Source organism: Citrobacter sp. CK195 (assembly GCF_030333365.1).
GTDB classification, from domain to species: domain Bacteria; phylum Pseudomonadota; class Gammaproteobacteria; order Enterobacterales; family Enterobacteriaceae; genus Citrobacter_B; species Citrobacter_B koseri.
Map to the genome: position 1 here is coordinate 180,704 of NZ_JAOWGB010000023.1, position 17,352 is coordinate 198,055.

Below are 17,352 nucleotides of genomic sequence, written 5' to 3' on the forward strand. Positions count from 1 at the left end.
CGGGAGTGTCGCGTGGATGAATTAAGCAAAAATTTGTGCAGCAGCAGCTTCGCAAAAGACAACGGTGTGCTGCTTTATCACAACGACGTATATATCCGTGAGGATGCGCCCGCGTTTGCCCTGCTGGAGATGCGTCGCGTGCTGGGGCGTGCCTTTACGCCGGTAACATTAACGCCAGAAGCGTTTGAAGAGATGCTGGCTAAAATCTGGCAGCAGAATAGCGGTGTTTCGCAGCAGCTGGTTGATGATATGGATGCCAATATCGATCTGATGGCGTTAACCGAGGAGATCCCCGATAACGAGGATTTGCTGGATAACGATGAAAACTCGCCGGTTATCCGTCTGATTAACGCCATTCTTGGCGAGGCGGTGAAGGATGGCGCGTCGGATATCCATATCGAAACCTTTGAGCGCACGCTGAGTATCCGTTTTCGCGTTGACGGCGTGCTGCGTCCTGTATTGCAGCCCGCGCGTAAGCTGGCGCCGCTGCTGGTATCGAGGATTAAGGTGATGTCTAAACTGGATATCGCCGAAAAACGCCTGCCACAGGACGGTCGCATCTCCCTGCGCATTGGGCGTAAAGCGGTGGATGTGCGTGTCTCAACCATCCCGTCGCAGTATGGCGAGCGGGTGGTCATGCGTCTGCTGGATAAAAGCAACCTGAAGCCGGATATCAATAAACTGGGGCTGATCGACGAAGAACTGGAACAGCTCAAAGGACTGATTGGTCGCCCGCACGGGATTATCCTGGTGACCGGGCCGACCGGGTCCGGTAAGAGCACGACGCTTTACGCCATCCTCTCGGCGCTAAACGGCCATGAACGCAATATTCTTACCGTTGAAGATCCGATCGAATATGAACTGGAAGGCGTGGGGCAGACGCAGGTTAACCCGCGAGTGGATATGACGTTTGCCCGAGGCCTGCGCGCGATCCTCCGTCAGGACCCGGATGTGGTGATGATCGGTGAAATTCGTGACGGCGAAACCGCGCAGATTGCGGTTCAGGCGTCGCTTACCGGCCATCTGGTCATGTCTACGCTGCATACCAACAGCGCGGCGGGAGCGATTACCCGGTTGCGCGATATGGGGCTGGAGTCGTTTTTAATTGGTTCATCGCTGCTTGGCGTCATTGCCCAGCGTCTGGTTCGTCGGCTGTGCCCTCACTGCCGTGCCGTCAGTCCGCTGGATGATAATGAAAAACCGCTGTTCAGCTTTATGGAGAGCCCCCCCGATGTGATTTATCGCGCCGTGGGGTGTGAACAGTGCCGCCAGAGCGGTTACCAGGGACGCGCCGGTATTCATGAGTTTCTGCTGGTGGACAGCGCGATGCGCCGCGCTATTCATGAAGATAAAGACGAAATGTCGATTGAAACTCAGCTGTTTAAGCAGGCATACAGCCTGCGGGAAAATGGTTTATTGAAGGTGATCTCCGGCGTCACCTCGCTGGAGGAAGTGATGCGTGTTACCGCCGAGCGCGGAGGTGACGAATAATGGCCTGGTTCGCATGGACGGCTACGGATGCCGCCGGGAAAACCCGGCGCGGCGCCTTGCAGGCTGAAGGCCCAAAGCAGGTGCGCCAGACGCTGCGCGAACAGAAGCTGATACCGATCAGCATTACGCTCACCCGCGAGCGCGCCGCCGGAAAGGGGGCTCAGAAAGGCGCAAAACTTTCGACACCGGTGCTCTCAATGTTTACCCGCCAGCTGTCGACGTTGGTTAATGCCGCACTGCCGCTGGAGAGTGCGCTGAAGGCGATTTCTAAGCAGACGGAAGACAAAAAGCTGGCGGTGATGGTCGGTGAGATCCGCGATAAAGTGGTGGAAGGGCACACGCTTTTCGACGCTTTCAGCCAGTTTCCGCGTACTTTCGACAAGCTCTATTGCACGCTGGTGATGGCAGGGGAAAAGACCGGGCATCTCGGCGGCGTGCTGGAAAAGCTGGCTGAATACAACGAACAGCGACAGAAAATGAAAAGCAAGCTGTCGCAGGCGATGGTCTATCCCATCACCCTGACGGTGGTGGCGATTGCGGTTATCTCCATTCTGCTGGTGGCGGTGGTGCCGCAGGTCATCGAACAGTTTGTGCATATGAAGCAGCAGTTGCCCGTCACCACCCGTACCCTGATTGCGGTCAGCGATTTTTTGCAGGCTTACGGAATGGTTATCGGCGGCGGCCTTGTCGGATCGTTTATCGCTTTTAACGCCTGGCTTAAAAAAGAGCGTCATCGTTTTGCATATCACCGCTGGCTGGTGAACCGTTCGCCGCTGAAAAAACTGGTCTGTGCAATAAACAGCGCCCGTTACATCCGCACCCTGAGCATTTTACAGGCCAGTAGCGTGCCGTTGCTGGAAGGTATGTATATCGCGATGGACGGTATTGAGAATCTGTATGCGCGTCAGGTGCTGGAACAGGCGGCGGATACCGTGCGTCAGGGCGCGTCATTATATAACGCACTGGAGCAGGCCAGATTATTTCCGCCAACCATGCTTTATATGATTGCTTCTGGCGAAGAGAGTGGCGAACTCGGTTCATTAATGGATCGCGCCGCCGAAAACCAGGAGTCGGCATTACAACATCGCATTACATTAACGCTGTCGGTATTTGAACCGGCGCTGGTGGTGACGATGGCGACGGTGGTTTTATTTATCGTACTGTCAATATTACAACCGCTTCTTCAGCTCAATAATATGGTGGGTTAATTATGTCTGTGAAAAAAAATAGCCTGAAAGGTCAGGCCGGGTTTACTTTGCTCGAATTAATGGTGGTCATCGTTATTCTTGGCGTTCTGGCCAGCATGGTGGTGCCGAATCTGATGGGGAATAAAGAGAAAGCGGATGCGCAAAAAGCGACCAGCGATATTGTCGCCCTGGAAGGCTCGCTGGATATGTATAAGCTCGATAACCATCGCTACCCAACCACCGAACAGGGGTTGCAGGCGTTGGTGACGAAGCCGGAGATCGCGCCGATTCCCAACGGCTATCGTGCTGACGGTTATATTCGCCGTCTGCCGCAGGACCCGTGGGGAAATGATTACATTCTGGTTAGCCCTGGCGAACATGGCGCGGTAGATGTTTTCTCCTCCGGCCCAGATGGTGAAGCGAATACCGCCGATGATATAACGAACTGGTCTTTAGATAAAAAAGATAAGTAATGAATAAACAACGTGGATTTACATTGCTGGAAATTATTCTGGCGCTGGTTATTTTTGCCAGCTGCGCCATGATGGTGGTTTCGACAATACCCTCACGCAGCGGCACAGATATATTAGGCCAGCAATTACAATCCCTCGTTGAATATGGTTCTGATCGGGCAGTGATGGACGGAAATATTGTCGGGCTGGTGATGACGCCAACGGAATATCAGTTGGTGAAGTGGGCCGGGGAAAACGGCGGGCGTCATTGGGCGCCGCTGACAGCCGGGCGTATTTTCACCCACGGACAGTTTCCTGAAGAGATGCACGTTTCGCTCGCTCCCCAGCGTCTGGCGGCCACGCCTGATGCCGATCCGCAGGTGCTCTTTTTACCGGATGGGGAAATTAGCCGATTCACGCTGACGTTGCAGAGCTATGACAAACAGCACCATTTCCGCGTGGTGTCGCAGGGCGCTTCACCCGTTTTGGTAGAGAACAATGACTAAACCGGAAGCGAAAGAACAGGGCATGACGCTGTTGGAAGTCATGGTGGCGCTGGTGATCTTTTCTACCGCCGCGCTGGCGTTGATGAATTCCGTCTCGCTGAATGTGCGTTTTACGCACGGTCTTGCCGATACGCTACAGGCCAGTTGGGTTGCGGAAAACCAGCTCGCGCAAGCGCAGCTTGCAAAAAGCGTTTTTCCCGACGTCGCTGAAGAAGGCAGTGAAACGATGGGTGGACGCAGCTGGAACTGGCGCAAACAGCGGGTGAAAACCGATGACAAGGCGTTTGCCAATGAAGTCCAGGTGTATGCCGAAGGCGAAGAGGGCCAGCCGGTCATCACGCTGCGGGTTGTCCCGCCGAAGGAGCGCAAATGAATACGCCACTCCGTCGTCAGCAAGGTTTTACGCTGCTGGAGATCATGATTGCGCTGACGATTTTTGCCGTGATCAGCACCCTTGCCTGGCAAATCCTTGACGGCGCGATGCGCACCACCACGGCAACGGATGCTGCTGCGACGACGCTTAATCAGCTTCAGCGAGCCTGTAACCTGCTGGAGCGCGATTTCTCTCAGCTCCAGCCGCGCGCGCCGCGCAATGAAACGGATGTGTTCCGTCTGGATCAACATGCCGTTGAGCTGACGACGGTAAGCGGCGTCAGTGGGCAAATTCAGCTGGAACGCGTGCGCTGGCGGCTGGAGGCGCATCGCCTGTGGCGTGATGTCTGGCCTGACATTGATAGCCCGGCTGACGTGAGTCCAGAAGAAGTCCCGATTTTAAGCAACGTTAAAGCGATGAAGTGGCGATTCTGGCGACAGGGCTGGCAGACGACATGGGTTGAAACTGCCCATCAGCCGGAAGGCGCCGAACTGACGCTGACGATGGAAAACGGGGATACCTGGCGCTGGGTGTTTATGACGCCGGGAGACATGCCGGAAATCCAGGGAGCAAAGAAAGACGAAAGCGCTGAGGCTGCACAACCCACGCCTGCTGACGTTACGGCATCGGTTCCGCCAGCACGCGGTGGAGAACAGCAATGAACACGCAATCGGCGCAAAAACAGCGCGGCGTCGCGCTGCTGGTGGTGTTGATTTTGCTGGTGATGATGTCAGCGCTGGCGGCAAAGATCGGTCAGCAGTTTTGCCGAAATTTGCAGAAAACCCGCTATCAGGTCAGTCAGCAGCAGCTGCGCTGGGCGATGCAAGGCCAGGCTGCGGCGATAAAAGATCGTCTGCAAACCGACGCCAGCGGTGAGAGCAATGGATTATCGCCAGAAGGCGCGTGGCACGAACCGCTGGAAACTCAGGGTGAGAACTATACCGTCGTGAGCCAGATTGAGGACGCCCAGACCTGCTTTAACGTGAACAGTCTGCTGGTCATTGACCCTGCTCTTCCTGCGGATAGCGCCGCCGCGCAGCCGACAAAGCCGGTGAAAGAGCAGATCGTTGAACAGTTGCTGATCGACAGCGGCATCAGTACGGCAGCGGCGGAAGAGGTTTATCAACAACTGGTGGATTATCTGGACGCTGACAGCACAACCGCAAAAGAGGCTCTGGAAAGCGATGCCTGGGCAGGCGTGACGCCGCAGCGCCTTCCTGCGAATCAGATGATGCGCACCATCAGCGAGATAAAACGGTTGCCGGGTTTTCCGGTGGCGGCTTATCCCCGCGCCAGCAAGGTGCTGTGCGCGCTGCCTGATACGGAGAGCAAAGTGGATGTGAATACCTTGAAGCCCGGGCAGGCGCCGCTGTTGTCTGCGCTGTCTGCGGGGACGTTAAGTGAGGATGACGCAGCACGGCTGATTGCCTCGCGCCCGGAAGAAGGGTGGGCGTCGGTTGACGCGTTCAGTAAAACGCTCGAAACAAACTATCCGCAGAGCAAAGCGATCCTCGCGCAGATGCAGGCGTTTGTTGCGGTGAACAGTCACTATTTCCGGGTCGAGAGTACCGGTAATACTGATGATTTAACGCTGCGCGTTGTCAGCCAGATTCATGTCGATCGTGACTCTGGCGAGGTGAGAACCTGGCAACGCCGTTACCGAATGATTGAATAAGAAAAGTCATAGTCTATGAAACAGGTACTTTTTATTCGTCCCGATGCAAACGTGGACGGGAAAATCGAGTGGTGCGTCTCCGGTAGCCAGCAGGTGGCAACGCTGGAAAGTCGGGATGCGCTGAAAACGCTTGCCGTAAATCCCCTGGCGACACGCGTTTGTTTGCTGTTGCCCGCCAGTGAGATGGTGTTCCGTCATTTTACCCTGCCCAAAAAAGGGTTATCGACGGCCTCCACACCGTTTTCATGGCTGGCGGAAGAGACGCTGATCGGCGATGTGGACTCGCTGCACTGGACGGTATTGCGGAAAAAAGGGCGGGAAGTGGATGCCGTGGCTATTGACGCCACCTGCTTTGAGCGCTGGCTTGCGCTGTGCGAAGAGGCCGGACTGAAGGTAATTCAGGTATTGCCGGACGCCATTCTGCTGCCGGTAAACGAAGGCGGCAGTACGCTGGTTTCCTGTGACGAAAGCTGGTGGCTGCGCTTTCCGCCGTTCGGCGCCTGCGAAGCGGATGCTACGCTGCTGCCGCTGTTGCTGGCGCAAGGCGGCGATGGTGAAGTGCGCTGCTATGGCGAAGCGCCTGCGGGTATCAATGTCGCTGAACAACTGCCGTGGCAGCATCCGCTGGTATTGATTCAGCCGCAATGGAAAGCGTGTCGCGCCAATATGCTGCATGGCGCATTTGCCGCCTGCGGCAAAGAGGTGGGGCGATTTCGACATCTGAGGACAGCAATGGCGGTGTCTGCGCTGCTGTCGATGGGTTTGCTGATTGGCCCGCGCGTGGCAATGGCATGGATGTTGGTTCAGCAGGAAAACCAGGTGCAGGCCGAGATTGCCCAGGTCGCTCAACACTATTTCCCGAGTCTGCGGCAGAAAACCAATATCAAATACTATTTTGGTCAGAATATTAAAAAACAGAGCAAAGGTATTTTTCTGCAACTTGAAGCGCTGGAACAGGTTAAACAGTCTGTGCCTGCTATTGAGATAAATGAAGTGGAATATGACAACGCGCAGAATGTGTTGACGCTGAATGCGGCCTCGCCGAACGCGCAGGCGCTACAGGATTTCGTTACGCAGGCCACTCCCCATTTTGACTTTGCGTTACAACCGGTTTCGAACCAGTCACCCTATACGGCGATCGTGACGGGGAAATATAAATGAAAGAGCGAATTGCACAATTAAAAGCGCGCTATCAAAACTACAGCGATCGCGAGCGTGGTCTTATTACGCTATGTGCGGCGGCGATGTGCTGCGCGGTAATTTATTACGGCGGCATTATTCCGCTGGATCATATGATTCAAAACAGCCAGTCCACGTTAATGCGGCAAAAAGAGACGCTGCGCTGGATGCGGGACGAAATCGATAAAAATCATTTACAGGCGAAAGTCTTAAAAACGAACAACCCGCGAACGGTTATTGAAGAGAGCGCGAAAGAGATCCATCTCGCGTTGTCTGATATTCGTCAGGATGAACGCTCACTCTCTTTTGTTGTTGAACAGGTCAATATTTATGAACTGAAAAACTGGCTACGTGAAGTGAATGTTACGTCCGGCGTTCAGTTGCAAAAAATGGATTTGCAGCCGGTCGATCGTCAAAGCGACGTGAAAGCCAATATTACGCTGAGCTGGAATAAAAACGCATGAATACGATCATGTTGTTTCGGGAAAGCTGGCCGATTGGATTTTGCATAATGAGCGCCTGTCTGGGCGGAATCCTCGGCAGTTTTCTTGGCGTAGTCAGCGAGCGCGTTCCCGCAATGGTGATGGAAAAGGAAGGGGCGGGGAATTTACTTTTTCCTGCCTCACACTGCGCGGACTGCGGGCATCAACTGGCCTGGTGGGAAAATATTCCGTTACTGAGCTGGTGCTGCCTGCGCGGTCGCTGCCGCCATTGCCAGTCTGTGATTCCCCTGCGCTTGCTGTTGGTAGAGTCAGCCAGCGCGCTTTTTTTTGCGGCAACGGCGGCGGCGCTCCCTTCCTTTGTCACGCTGATCGCGCTGTGGGTTTTATGGTGCGGTCTGCTGCCGCTCACGATGATTGATGCGAAATATATGCTGTTGCCGGATAGTCTCACGCAGCCGCTGCTGTGGGCTGGGCTGCTGCTGCATTGCGTTTTCCACACGATGCCGTTGGCGAGCGCGTTATATGGCGCCGTTGCGGGGTATCTCATTTTGTGGCTGGTGTACTGGAGTTTTCGCCTGCTGACGGGGCGGGAAGGGCTTGGACAGGGCGATTTTAAGCTACTGGCGGCGCTGGGGGCGTGGTGCGGCTGGCAGGCGTTACCGTTATTAATTCTGGTTGCGGCATTAAGCGGTATTGTGCTGTATGGACTTTTTTACTCTGGCGTAAATAAAGCGGGGCAAATTCCTTTTGGTCCCTGTCTGGCCTTTTCGGGAATGGCGATGTTTATCTTCCAGACATTGCAATTCACATTCTGACGCGGTTGGTCAAGTGTTTTTTTAAATTCTTTCGCCGAGGGAATAAAGGGAACTTATTTATTTTCCAGATTATCATTGTCGCATAAGTTAATAGAATTAATGCTTATGCCATTTTAGGGAGGAGCGTAAAGCGAAATAGATTATTTCATTTTTATAATGGGTTGGTTTCCGTTGTCTTAAATAAATTACTGTTTGCAATTCGTCCATGCTCTAAGGAATGCATGGCTGTTAAATATTCACGAATAAAATTATCAGGAATTAATAATGAAATTTATGAAGCCTAAATATCTGGCACTTTTTGTGGCAGCAGCGACAAGTCCGGTTTTTGCCGCTGCGCCGGGTACGCCGTCTATTACCAGCGGCAATGATAAATTCGCCATTGTGGAAGTGGATCAGGCTGCGCAGGATTATAACAACCTGGTGAAAGTTCATAACGATGGCGTGGACGTCAAGGTGGAATGGAACGTCTGGAGCGGCGATGCGCCGACCTCCGCGAAAGTGCTGTTGGATGGTAAGACCGTATGGTCTGGCGCAGGTAGCGCTGCCGGTTCTGCGACCTTCAAAGTCAAAAAAGGCGGTCGTTATCAGGAGCAGGTTGAGTTATGTAATACCAGCGGGTGTACGAAAAGCGCCAGCAAGCTGATTATTGTGGCGGATACCGACGGTAGCCATCTGCTGCCGCTGAATACCACCATGAAGGAAAACAATAAAACGTTTGCTCAGCATACCGATAAAGTGGTGGGCGCGTACTTCCCGGAATGGGGCGTGTATGGCCGTAATTTCCCGGTAGATAAAATCCCGGCGGCTAATCTGAACCATATCCTGTACGGCTTTATTCCCATTTGCGGCGGCGACGGCATCAATGACAGCCTGAAATCCATCGAAGGCGGCAACAGTTTTGAAGCGCTGAAACGCGCCTGCAATGGCCGACAGGACTATACCGTGGCGATCCACGATCCGTGGGCGGCGCTGCAAAAACCGCAGGCTGGCGTCTCTAACTGGGATGACCCGTATAAAGGCAACTTCGGTCAATTGATGGCGCTGAAAAAAGCGCACCCGGATCTGAAAATCCTGCCATCGGTTGGGGGATGGACGCTTTCCGATCCGTTCTTCCAGATGCATGACAGCGCGATTCGCGCGCGGTTTGTTGCTTCCGTTAAGGATTTCCTGAAGACCTGGAAATTCTTCGACGGCGTAGATATTGACTGGGAATTCCCGGGCGGCGGCGGTCAGAATGAAACGCTGGGCAACCCGCAGCAGGATAAAGCGACCTACACGGCACTGATGCACGATCTGCGCACCATGCTCAACGAACTGTCTGCCGAAACCGGTCGGACTTACGAGTTGACCTCCGCTATCGGTTCCGGTCAGGACAAAATTGAAGACGTGGACTACGCCCAGGCGCAGCAGTATATGGATCACATCTTCCTGATGAGCTACGACTTCTACGGCGGCTGGAGCAACACCGATCTGGGGCACCAGGCGGCGCTGCACGGCGCAGAGTGGAAACCGGACACCAAATACACCACGGAAAATGGCGTCAATGCGTTGCTGGCACAGGGCGTGCAGCCAGGCAAGATCGTGGTGGGCGCGGGGATGTATGGCCGCGGCTGGACTGGCGTGCATGGCTATACCGGCGACAATCCGTTTACCGGTACGGCTACCGGCCCGGTGAAAGGCACCTGGGAGCCGGGCGTGGTTGATTATCGTCAGATTGTTAATGAATACAAAGGCAAACCAGGCTGGGAATACCGTTACGACGCTGCGGCGGAAGCGCCGTATATTTTCAATAAATCCACCGGCGACCTGATTACCTATGAAGACGCCCGTTCTGCGGCGGCGAAAGGTAAATACGTCCTGGCTAACAACCTCGGCGGCCTGTTTTCCTGGTCTATTGACTCTGATAACGGCGACATTCTGAACGCGATGAACGAAAGCTTGCTGGGTGGGGGTTCTACGCCGGTTGAGCCGGTTGTAACCAACCATGCGCCAGTCGCGACCGCAGTTGACCAGGTCGTCACCGGCCCGGCGACGGTCACGCTGGACGGTTCTGCCTCTACCGACCCGGATGGCGATGCGATCACCTATAAGTGGACGCAGATCTCCGGTCCGTCCGTAACGCTGAACAAGAGCACCAGCGCGAAAGCGAGCTTTAACGTCGCCGCCGTCTCCAGCAATCAGAATCTGGCGTTCCGTCTGACCGTTACCGATGCGAAAGGTCTGAGTAACGCCATTGACGTTCAGGTTGTGAACAAAGCGCCAAAAGCGAACCAGGCTCCGGTTGTGAATCCGCTGGAAACGGTGTCGCTTGAAGCAGGCGCAACCTACACGCTGAATGCGCAGGCTGCCGATCCTGATGGCGACACGTTGACCTACGCCTGGAGCGTGCCGGGCGACATGAACGCGACGGGGACGGACACCTCCAGCGTGACCATCACCGCGCCGGAAGTAAGCTCCGCCTCGACTTACACCGTCAGCGTCGTGGTCAGCGATGGTAAAACCAGCGTGCAGTCCAACGTGCAGATTAACGTTACGCCAAAAGCGGCGCCGGTGCCGTCCGACGAAGGGACAACACCGTCTGATGAAGGCACTACGCCATCCGATGAGGGGACGACGCCGTCTGATGAAGGCGCGGCAACCGGCGGTTGCGACAGCCCGGTTGATGCCAATGCCAGCCACTACGCGGCATGGGACGCCAGCAAAATCTACAACAATGGCGATACCGTCAGTTTTGATCACCTGGTGTGGAAAGCGAAGTACTGGACGCAGGGCAATCAGCCAGGCTTTGGCGTGGACGCGTGGGAACTGGTCAGCCAGGTGAAATTCAACTGGCGTTCCGATGTGGTTTACAACGGCGGTGAGACTACCACCTATCAGGGGTCTGTATACCGCGCCAAATGGTGGACGCAGGGTGATAAACCCGGCAACAGCGACGTGTGGGTGAAAGAAGGCGCCGCCGCAGACTGTCAATAATCCTCTTACCTTAATAATGCGGATACGTTATCTATTCGCGAAGGGTAGCCGCCCCTGTCTGGGGGCGGCCATCTCTAACAAATAATGTGCATAACGAACAAGGAGCAGATCACCCCGACAACCGGATAAAAATATGAAACGTTTAATTTTGTTGTTATTGATGTTAAGTCAAAGCGCGTTTGCCAACTGCTGGGACAGAGCCGCAAATTATTATCATGTTGACCCTTATTTGTTATTTGCCATTGCGCAAGTCGAGTCTGGCATGAATCCCTATGCGGTAGGACGAAATCACGACGGGACGAGAGATGTCGGGTTGATGCAAATAAATAGTTCGCATTTTTCAGCGCTGGAACGCCGTGGCATTGATGAGTATCGACTGATGCTGGAACCCTGTACATCTATTATGGTCGGCGCGTCGATCTTATCCGATATGATCAAAGTATATGGTTATAACTGGGAGGCGGTAGGCGCATATAACGCCGGGGTTAAAAAAGAGAATTACCCGCAGCGCATGATTTACGCGCATAAAGTCTGGGAAACATACCAGCGTATAAAAATGACCACGCAATATAAATAAATCCAGCCGCTTTTATTTTTTGAAGAATTCCTGCTGGTGTTCTTCGAAAAGTAAAACCCCAGGTTCTGACGTTTGTTTATTCGTGTTGTTAATGGACAACGCAGAATTTGAATTAATCACTATTGTACATAAAGGAAAAATTGAAATGAGCAAAAGGACATTATTGAGTGTACTCATTGCGGGTGCCTGTACGGTGCCGTTTATGGCGCAAGCAAATACATTGCAGGCCAGCAGCAGTGAGCCTTACACCATAAAAGCCAGCGATCTGGCGAAAAAGGAGCAGGAGCTGACAAATTTCCCGTTGATGGCTTCGGTGAAAGAGACGATCCAGACGCTGGATAATGCCCAGGTAGAACTCATTGAACCCGGTCGCGCCGCCAACCCGGAAAACGTCAAACGCGTTGAGGGGATCATCAAAGCCAGCGACTGGGAATATCTTTTCCCGCTGCGTGCTAAAGAATATACCTACAGCAATTTCCTGAAAGCAGTCGGCAAATTCCCGGCGCTGTGTAAGACCTATAACGATGGTCGCGACAGTGATGCGATTTGCCGCAAAGAGCTGGCTACGATGTTCGCCCACTTTGCGCAGGAAACCGGCGGCCATGAGAGCTGGCGTCCAGAGGCCGAATGGCGTCAGGCGCTGGTGTATGTGCGTGAAATGGGCTGGAGCGAAGGGCAGAAAGGCGGCTATAACGGCGAATGTAATCCGAGCGTCTGGCAGGGGCAAACCTGGCCGTGCGGCAAAGACAAAGATGGTGAATTCCTGAGTTACTTTGGCCGCGGTGCGAAACAGTTGTCCTATAACTACAACTACGGGCCGTTCTCCGAAGCGATGTATGGCGACGTTCGCACGCTGCTGGATAAACCGGAACTGGTTGCCGATACCTGGCTGAACCTGGCGAGCGCTATTTTCTTCTTCGCCTACCCGCAGCCGCCGAAACCTAGCATGTTGCAGGTCATCGATGGCACCTGGCAGCCGAACGCGCACGATAAGGCTAACGGTCTGGTGCCCGGCTTTGGCGTCACCACCCAGATTATCAACGGCGGCGTTGAATGCGGCGGCCCGACGGAAATCGCGCAGTCGCAGAATCGTATCAAATACTACAAAGAGTTCGCTAACTACCTGAAAGTACCGGTTCCGGCAGATGAAGTGCTGGGCTGCGCCAACATGAAGCAGTTCGATGAAGGCGGCGCGGGCGCATTGAAGATCTACTGGGAACAAGATTGGGGATGGAGTTCGGATACGCCGGACGGCAAAACCTATGCTTGCCAATTGGTGGGTTATCAGACGCCATTCAGCGCGTTTAAAGAGGGGGATTACACGAAATGTGTACAGCATTTCTACAATGTGAACATCATTAATGATGACGGTTCTTCGACTAAACCGGATGAAGAGCCCGTAACGCCAACACCGGCTGATGATACGCCTGCACCTGCGCCAGTGCCGGATGAAACGCCAGCAGAGCCGACCACCGTTAACCATGCGCCGGTAGCCCATATCGCAGGGCCGATTGGCGCGGTAGATGCGGGGGCGCAGGTCTCTTTGAGCGCGGAGGGGTCGACTGACGAAGACGGCAACAAACTGACCTACACCTGGCGTGCTCAGGATGGTCAGACCGTGTCTGGCGAAGACAAAGCGGTCGTAACCTTCGCTGCGCCGGAAGCGGCGACCGCTCAGCAGTACGAGGTGAGTCTGACCGTCAGTGATGGTGAGCTGAGCAGCACCACCTCTTATCTGCTCAACGTGAAAGCGAAAGCGGCAACGCCATCTCAGGACGACGGCGCTTCGGGTTCGTATCCGGCATGGAGCGCGAACAGCAAGTACAATGCGGGCGATATCGTGAATAACCACGGTAAGCTGTTCCAGTGCAAACCATTCCCGTATAGCGGCTGGTGTAATACGGCGCCGGCCTATTATGAACCCGGCGCGGGTCTGGCATGGTCTGACGCGTGGAGCGCGCTGTAATGACAATATAAAACGACAACGCCTGAAATGCCCGATGGCGAAGGCTTATCGGGCCTGCGGCGGGTGAGTCGTATCTATTGTGGCATCTGGTACAACAACAATCTGACGGCAACCTGATGGTTGCCGTTTTTTGTGTTCACTGTGCGCTGGTCAGCGCGGTAGCTTGCCGTGATCGCGCAGCCAGGCGGCGGTACGCTCAATGCCTTCATCCAGCGTGACGATGGGCTGATAGCCCAGTTCTTCCTGGGCGCGCGTGGTGTCCAGCGTAAAATCGAAATTCAGCTTGGAAACGCCGTAGTGCGTCAGCGTCGGCTCTTTCGCCGATTTATTGCCGAAACGCTCCATGCTGCGGGCGATCATATCCAGCATCGGATACGGAACCGAACGGATTCGGCAATCAATGTTTAATTCATCAATCAGCTTTTGCACAATGCTGCGCAGCGTCCGGTGTTCGCCATTTGTGATGTTATAGACCCGACCAGAAGGCAGCTTGTCACTGCTTTCCTGGCTTGCCAGCCACATCGCATGGACGGCATTTTCATAATAAGTCATATCCACCAACGCGCTGCCGCCGTGCGGCAACAGAACGCTGCCGTAGTGGTGCATCATATGCGCCAGACGCGGAATAAAGACTTTATCGTGTGGGCCAAACAGACTTTGCGGGCGCAGGACAGTAAAACGCGTCTGCGGGTTGGCCTGCGCCAGCAGGTTAATCACCTCTTCACCGGCCGCTTTGCTGCGTGCAAATTCGTTGGCGAAGCGGTGCGGACGAAAATCCTCTTTGATATCGCGATGGTGGTGATAATCAAAATAGAGTGACGGAGAGGAGATATGAATAAAGTTACGTACGCCCCAGGCGACGGCCCATTCGCCGAGGCGTCGGGTGGCGCGGACGTTCGCCAGATCGAAGGCTTCCTGGGTTCCCCACGGCGAGGTGAAACTGGAGCAGTGCCACAGCGTATCAATGCCTGCGAGCATCACTTTTGCCTGCGAAGAGACCAGCTCGGTCAAATCCGCATGGACAAATTCCGCCCCCATTTTTTGCAGCAGCTTGCCCATCGCTTCATTGCGACCGGTAGCTCTGACGCTGATGCCTTTATTGCGCAAAAACTCAACCGCGTTTCGACCTAAGCCGCTGGTGGCGCCGGTAACCAGTACCTTCATATCAATCCACTGTGGTTAATAGAACTTCGTGCGCATTCTTCCGTGAATTACGTCGGTATGCAATGGGAAACATGAAAGAATACAGTATGTTTTTATGATTAATCTGTGATTTGTTCTGCAAGCCGGGCGATTCGCTTTGCCATGCCCCGGAAAATAAAGAGATGCGCCGGGATCATCAGCAGCCAGTAGAAAAGGCCGGGCATCCCGTGCGGGTGCCACCAGGCGCGCACGTCAATTTGCCGGTGATCGCCTTTATCTTCAAGGGTAAAACTCAGACGGCCAAGGCCCGGTGCTTTCATGCCAAACAGTAAAGTCAGCTGCTTTTCCGGCTCGACAATGATGACTTTCCAGCTGTCCACCGTGTCGCCGGTCTGAAGAAGCGCGTGTTCAGGTCGGCCTTTTGCCAGCCGATGCCCCACCAGCAGATCCATTGCCGCACGCGTTTTCCAGAGAATATTGCCAAAGAAATAGCCTTCTTTGCCGCCGAGACGGTTGATCACCTGCCACAGGGCTTTCCGGCTGGCGGAGGTTTTAACCGTGAATCCGGCCTGTTTGGCAAAATAGCCATACTCTGGTCGCCAGCGGGCAAACGCCTGGGCGTCGTATCCCCAGTCGCTGGAGTTGACCAGTTTTTCTTCCTCCTTCAGCGTGCGACGCACGGCATCGTCAAAGGTGATAAGCGTCTGGGGGATCAACGCCCGCAGTTCGGTATCATCGGCCAGCAGGTCATGTTTCAGCCCCTGGATCAGCGCTTTTGCCGTGGTCGGCGGAACGGACGTAATGACATTTAAAAACCAGACTGAAATCCAGCGGGTCGGAAAAGGGATGGGGATCAGCAGGCGATGTTTGCCGCTGACGGCCATAAAGTGCTTGAACTGCTCCTGATAGCTTAAGACCTGCGGCCCGGCGGCTTCGAGAACCCGGTGCTCGCAGGCAGGGTGATCCAGCAACGCCACCAGATAGTGCAGCAAATTTTTCAGCGCGATGGGCGTGGTTCGGGAGCGCACCCAGCGAGGCGGCGTCAGCACCGGCAGGTTGTAGACCATATCGCGCATCACTTCGAAGGCGGCTGAACCTGCGCCGACGATAATGCCGGCGCGCAGTTCAGTCACCGGCACGCCGGATTCGCGCAGCGTCTCCGCAGTTAACTGCCGGGCGCGCAAATGGTCAGACTGCTCATGTTTCGGCGCCTGCAATGAACTGAGGAATATGAGCTGTTTGACCGGTACTTCACGCAGCGCATCGCGCACGTTCATCGCAACCTGGCGCTCATGGGCAATAAAATCGCCGCCTTCGCCCATACCATGCACCAGATAATAGACGGTGTCGACCTCGCGGAGCAGCGCGGGCAGATTATCCGGCCAGTTGAGATCGACTTTATGACAACTGACGTTAGCCAGTTGCTGTTTTTCCAGCCGTTCGATGCGACGTGCCGCCGCCAGAATCTGATGCCCTTGCGCGCTGAGCGCCCGCACCAGATGTTGACCAATGTAACCACTGGCGCCAAGAACCAAAATACGTTGCGGCACGTCCGTCTCCTTAGCGGGTTAAAAAGGCGCGCCAGTGGGCGGCGACTTCAGCAAGCTGTTCACGCGATACGTCCAGATGCGTCACCAGACGCACGATCGGCGACGCGTTGATCAGCACGTCATGTGCCTTCATGCATTCGCCCAGCGCCGCCGCGTTCTCTTCACCAACGCGGACAAACAGCATATTGGTGTCGTGACGCATAACATCCGCGCCAGCTTCACGCAGTTGCTCCGCCATCCAGGCCGCGTTGTCGTGATCGTCCTGTAAACGTGCGACGTTATTCTTCAACGCGTACAGCCCGGCAGCCGCCAGAATGCCCGCCTGACGCATACCGCCGCCGGTCATTTTGCGCCAGCGGATGGCGCGCTTAATGTAGTCCTGGTTGCCGACTAACAGTGAGCCTACCGGCGTCCCCAGACCTTTTGACAGGCAAATGGTGAATGAATCGCAGTATTGAGTAATGTCTTTCAGTTCGCAGCCGTAGGCGACGACCGCGTTAAAAATACGCGCGCCGTCAACGTGCAACGCCAGACCGCGCTCGCGGGTAAATTCCCACGCCTGTTTTAAATATTCGCGCGGCAGCACTTTACCGTTGTGGGTGTTTTCCAGACTGAGTAAGCGAGTGCGGGCAAAATGGATATCATCCGCCTTGATCTTCGCGGCGACCTTATCCAGCGGCAACGTACCGTCTGCGGCGGCATCAATGGGCTGCGGTTGAATGCTGCCCAGCACCGCCGCGCCGCCTGCCTCGTACAGATAGTTATGCGCGCCCTGACCGGCGATATACTCTTCGCCGCGTTCACAGTGGCTGAGCAGAGCGACCAGGTTAGCCTGAGTGCCGGTGGGTAAAAAAATCGCCGCGTCTTTGCCAGAAAGCTCAGCGGCGTATTGCTGGAGGGCGTTGACGGTTGGGTCATCTCCGTACACGTCGTCCCCGACCGGGGCGGCCATCATCTCTTCGAGCATGGCACGACTCGGCCGGGTAACGGTATCACTACGTAAATCGATCATTGCACATCCC

At 54.8% G+C, this 17,352-nt stretch carries 16 protein-coding genes; 13 read left to right on the forward strand and 3 right to left on the reverse strand.

The window, feature by feature from the left end:
• The first annotated feature begins 12 nt into the window (after nucleotides 1-12).
• The 13 genes from gspE to OGX93_RS09450 all read left to right on the forward strand — a co-directional run bounded on the left by gspE (nucleotide 13) and on the right by OGX93_RS09450 (nucleotide 13,637).
• On the forward strand, nucleotides 13-1,491 hold the full coding sequence (gene gspE / locus OGX93_RS09390) for a type II secretion system ATPase GspE (protein WP_012133077.1): 1,479 nt from the start codon (nucleotides 13-15) through the stop codon (nucleotides 1,489-1,491).
• Entirely contained in the window at nucleotides 1,491-2,699 is a 1,209-nt protein-coding gene (gene gspF / locus OGX93_RS09395) for a type II secretion system inner membrane protein GspF (protein ID WP_153258337.1), read from the forward strand. The genes gspE and gspF overlap by 1 nt, the downstream gene beginning before the upstream one ends.
• Nucleotides 2,700-2,701: 2 nt before the next feature.
• The gene (gene gspG, locus OGX93_RS09400) at nucleotides 2,702-3,151 is read left to right on the forward strand and encodes a type II secretion system major pseudopilin GspG (protein ID WP_012133075.1); all 450 of its coding nucleotides are present in this window, start codon (nucleotides 2,702-2,704) and stop codon (nucleotides 3,149-3,151) included.
• Nucleotides 3,151-3,636 carry a type II secretion system minor pseudopilin GspH gene (gene gspH / locus OGX93_RS09405; protein ID WP_275155672.1) on the forward strand — a complete coding sequence of 162 codons (486 nt, stop codon included), beginning with the start codon at nucleotides 3,151-3,153 and terminating at the stop codon, nucleotides 3,634-3,636. Before gspG ends, gspH begins: the two co-directional genes overlap by 1 nt.
• Nucleotides 3,629-4,009 carry a type II secretion system minor pseudopilin GspI gene (gspI, locus tag OGX93_RS09410; RefSeq protein WP_286449799.1) on the forward strand — a complete coding sequence of 127 codons (381 nt, stop codon included), beginning with the start codon at nucleotides 3,629-3,631 and terminating at the stop codon, nucleotides 4,007-4,009. Before gspH ends, gspI begins: the two co-directional genes overlap by 8 nt.
• A complete protein-coding gene (gene gspJ / locus OGX93_RS09415) occupies nucleotides 4,006-4,671 on the forward strand; it encodes a type II secretion system minor pseudopilin GspJ (RefSeq protein ID WP_047457854.1) in 666 nt (221 codons plus the stop codon). Before gspI ends, gspJ begins: the two co-directional genes overlap by 4 nt.
• Nucleotides 4,668-5,684: a type II secretion system minor pseudopilin GspK gene (gene gspK / locus OGX93_RS09420; protein WP_104868856.1), complete on the forward strand. Its 1,017-nt coding sequence runs from the start codon at nucleotides 4,668-4,670 to the stop codon at nucleotides 5,682-5,684. The genes gspJ and gspK overlap by 4 nt, the downstream gene beginning before the upstream one ends.
• 15 nt (nucleotides 5,685-5,699) lie before the next feature.
• Nucleotides 5,700-6,845 carry a type II secretion system protein GspL gene (gene gspL, locus OGX93_RS09425; protein WP_286449800.1) on the forward strand — a complete coding sequence of 382 codons (1,146 nt, stop codon included), beginning with the start codon at nucleotides 5,700-5,702 and terminating at the stop codon, nucleotides 6,843-6,845.
• A complete protein-coding gene (locus OGX93_RS09430; RefSeq protein WP_115609441.1) occupies nucleotides 6,842-7,327 on the forward strand; it encodes a type II secretion system protein M in 486 nt (161 codons plus the stop codon). Before gspL ends, OGX93_RS09430 begins: the two co-directional genes overlap by 4 nt.
• Nucleotides 7,324-8,121, forward strand: coding sequence for a prepilin peptidase (locus OGX93_RS09435; protein WP_286449801.1), 798 nt, complete (start codon nucleotides 7,324-7,326; stop codon nucleotides 8,119-8,121). The genes OGX93_RS09430 and OGX93_RS09435 overlap by 4 nt, the downstream gene beginning before the upstream one ends.
• A 264-nt stretch (nucleotides 8,122-8,385) precedes the next feature.
• Nucleotides 8,386-11,094, forward strand: a complete 2,709-nt coding sequence (locus tag OGX93_RS09440; protein ID WP_286449802.1) for a glycosyl hydrolase family 18 protein — start codon at nucleotides 8,386-8,388, stop codon at nucleotides 11,092-11,094.
• A 133-nt stretch (nucleotides 11,095-11,227) separates the two neighbouring features.
• Nucleotides 11,228-11,671 carry a type III secretion system invasion protein IagB gene (iagB, locus tag OGX93_RS09445; RefSeq protein WP_012133066.1) on the forward strand — a complete coding sequence of 148 codons (444 nt, stop codon included), beginning with the start codon at nucleotides 11,228-11,230 and terminating at the stop codon, nucleotides 11,669-11,671.
• Between the two features lie 145 nt (nucleotides 11,672-11,816).
• Nucleotides 11,817-13,637, forward strand: coding sequence for a glycoside hydrolase family 19 protein (locus OGX93_RS09450; RefSeq protein WP_104869149.1), 1,821 nt, complete (start codon nucleotides 11,817-11,819; stop codon nucleotides 13,635-13,637).
• Between the two features lie 150 nt (nucleotides 13,638-13,787).
• Here OGX93_RS09450 and OGX93_RS09455 read toward each other — a convergent pair whose 3' ends face one another.
• From OGX93_RS09455 to ltaE, 3 genes are all read right to left on the reverse strand, one after another.
• Entirely contained in the window at nucleotides 13,788-14,801 is a 1,014-nt protein-coding gene (locus tag OGX93_RS09455) for a 3-beta-hydroxysteroid dehydrogenase (protein WP_012133064.1), read from the reverse strand.
• 98 nt (nucleotides 14,802-14,899) lie between these two features.
• Nucleotides 14,900-16,330, reverse strand: coding sequence for an SDR family oxidoreductase (locus tag OGX93_RS09460; RefSeq protein ID WP_286449803.1), 1,431 nt, complete (start codon nucleotides 16,328-16,330; stop codon nucleotides 14,900-14,902).
• Between the two features lie 10 nt (nucleotides 16,331-16,340).
• A complete protein-coding gene (gene ltaE, locus OGX93_RS09465; protein WP_286449805.1) occupies nucleotides 16,341-17,342 on the reverse strand; it encodes a low-specificity L-threonine aldolase in 1,002 nt (333 codons plus the stop codon).
• Nucleotides 17,343-17,352: the final 10 nt, after the last annotated feature.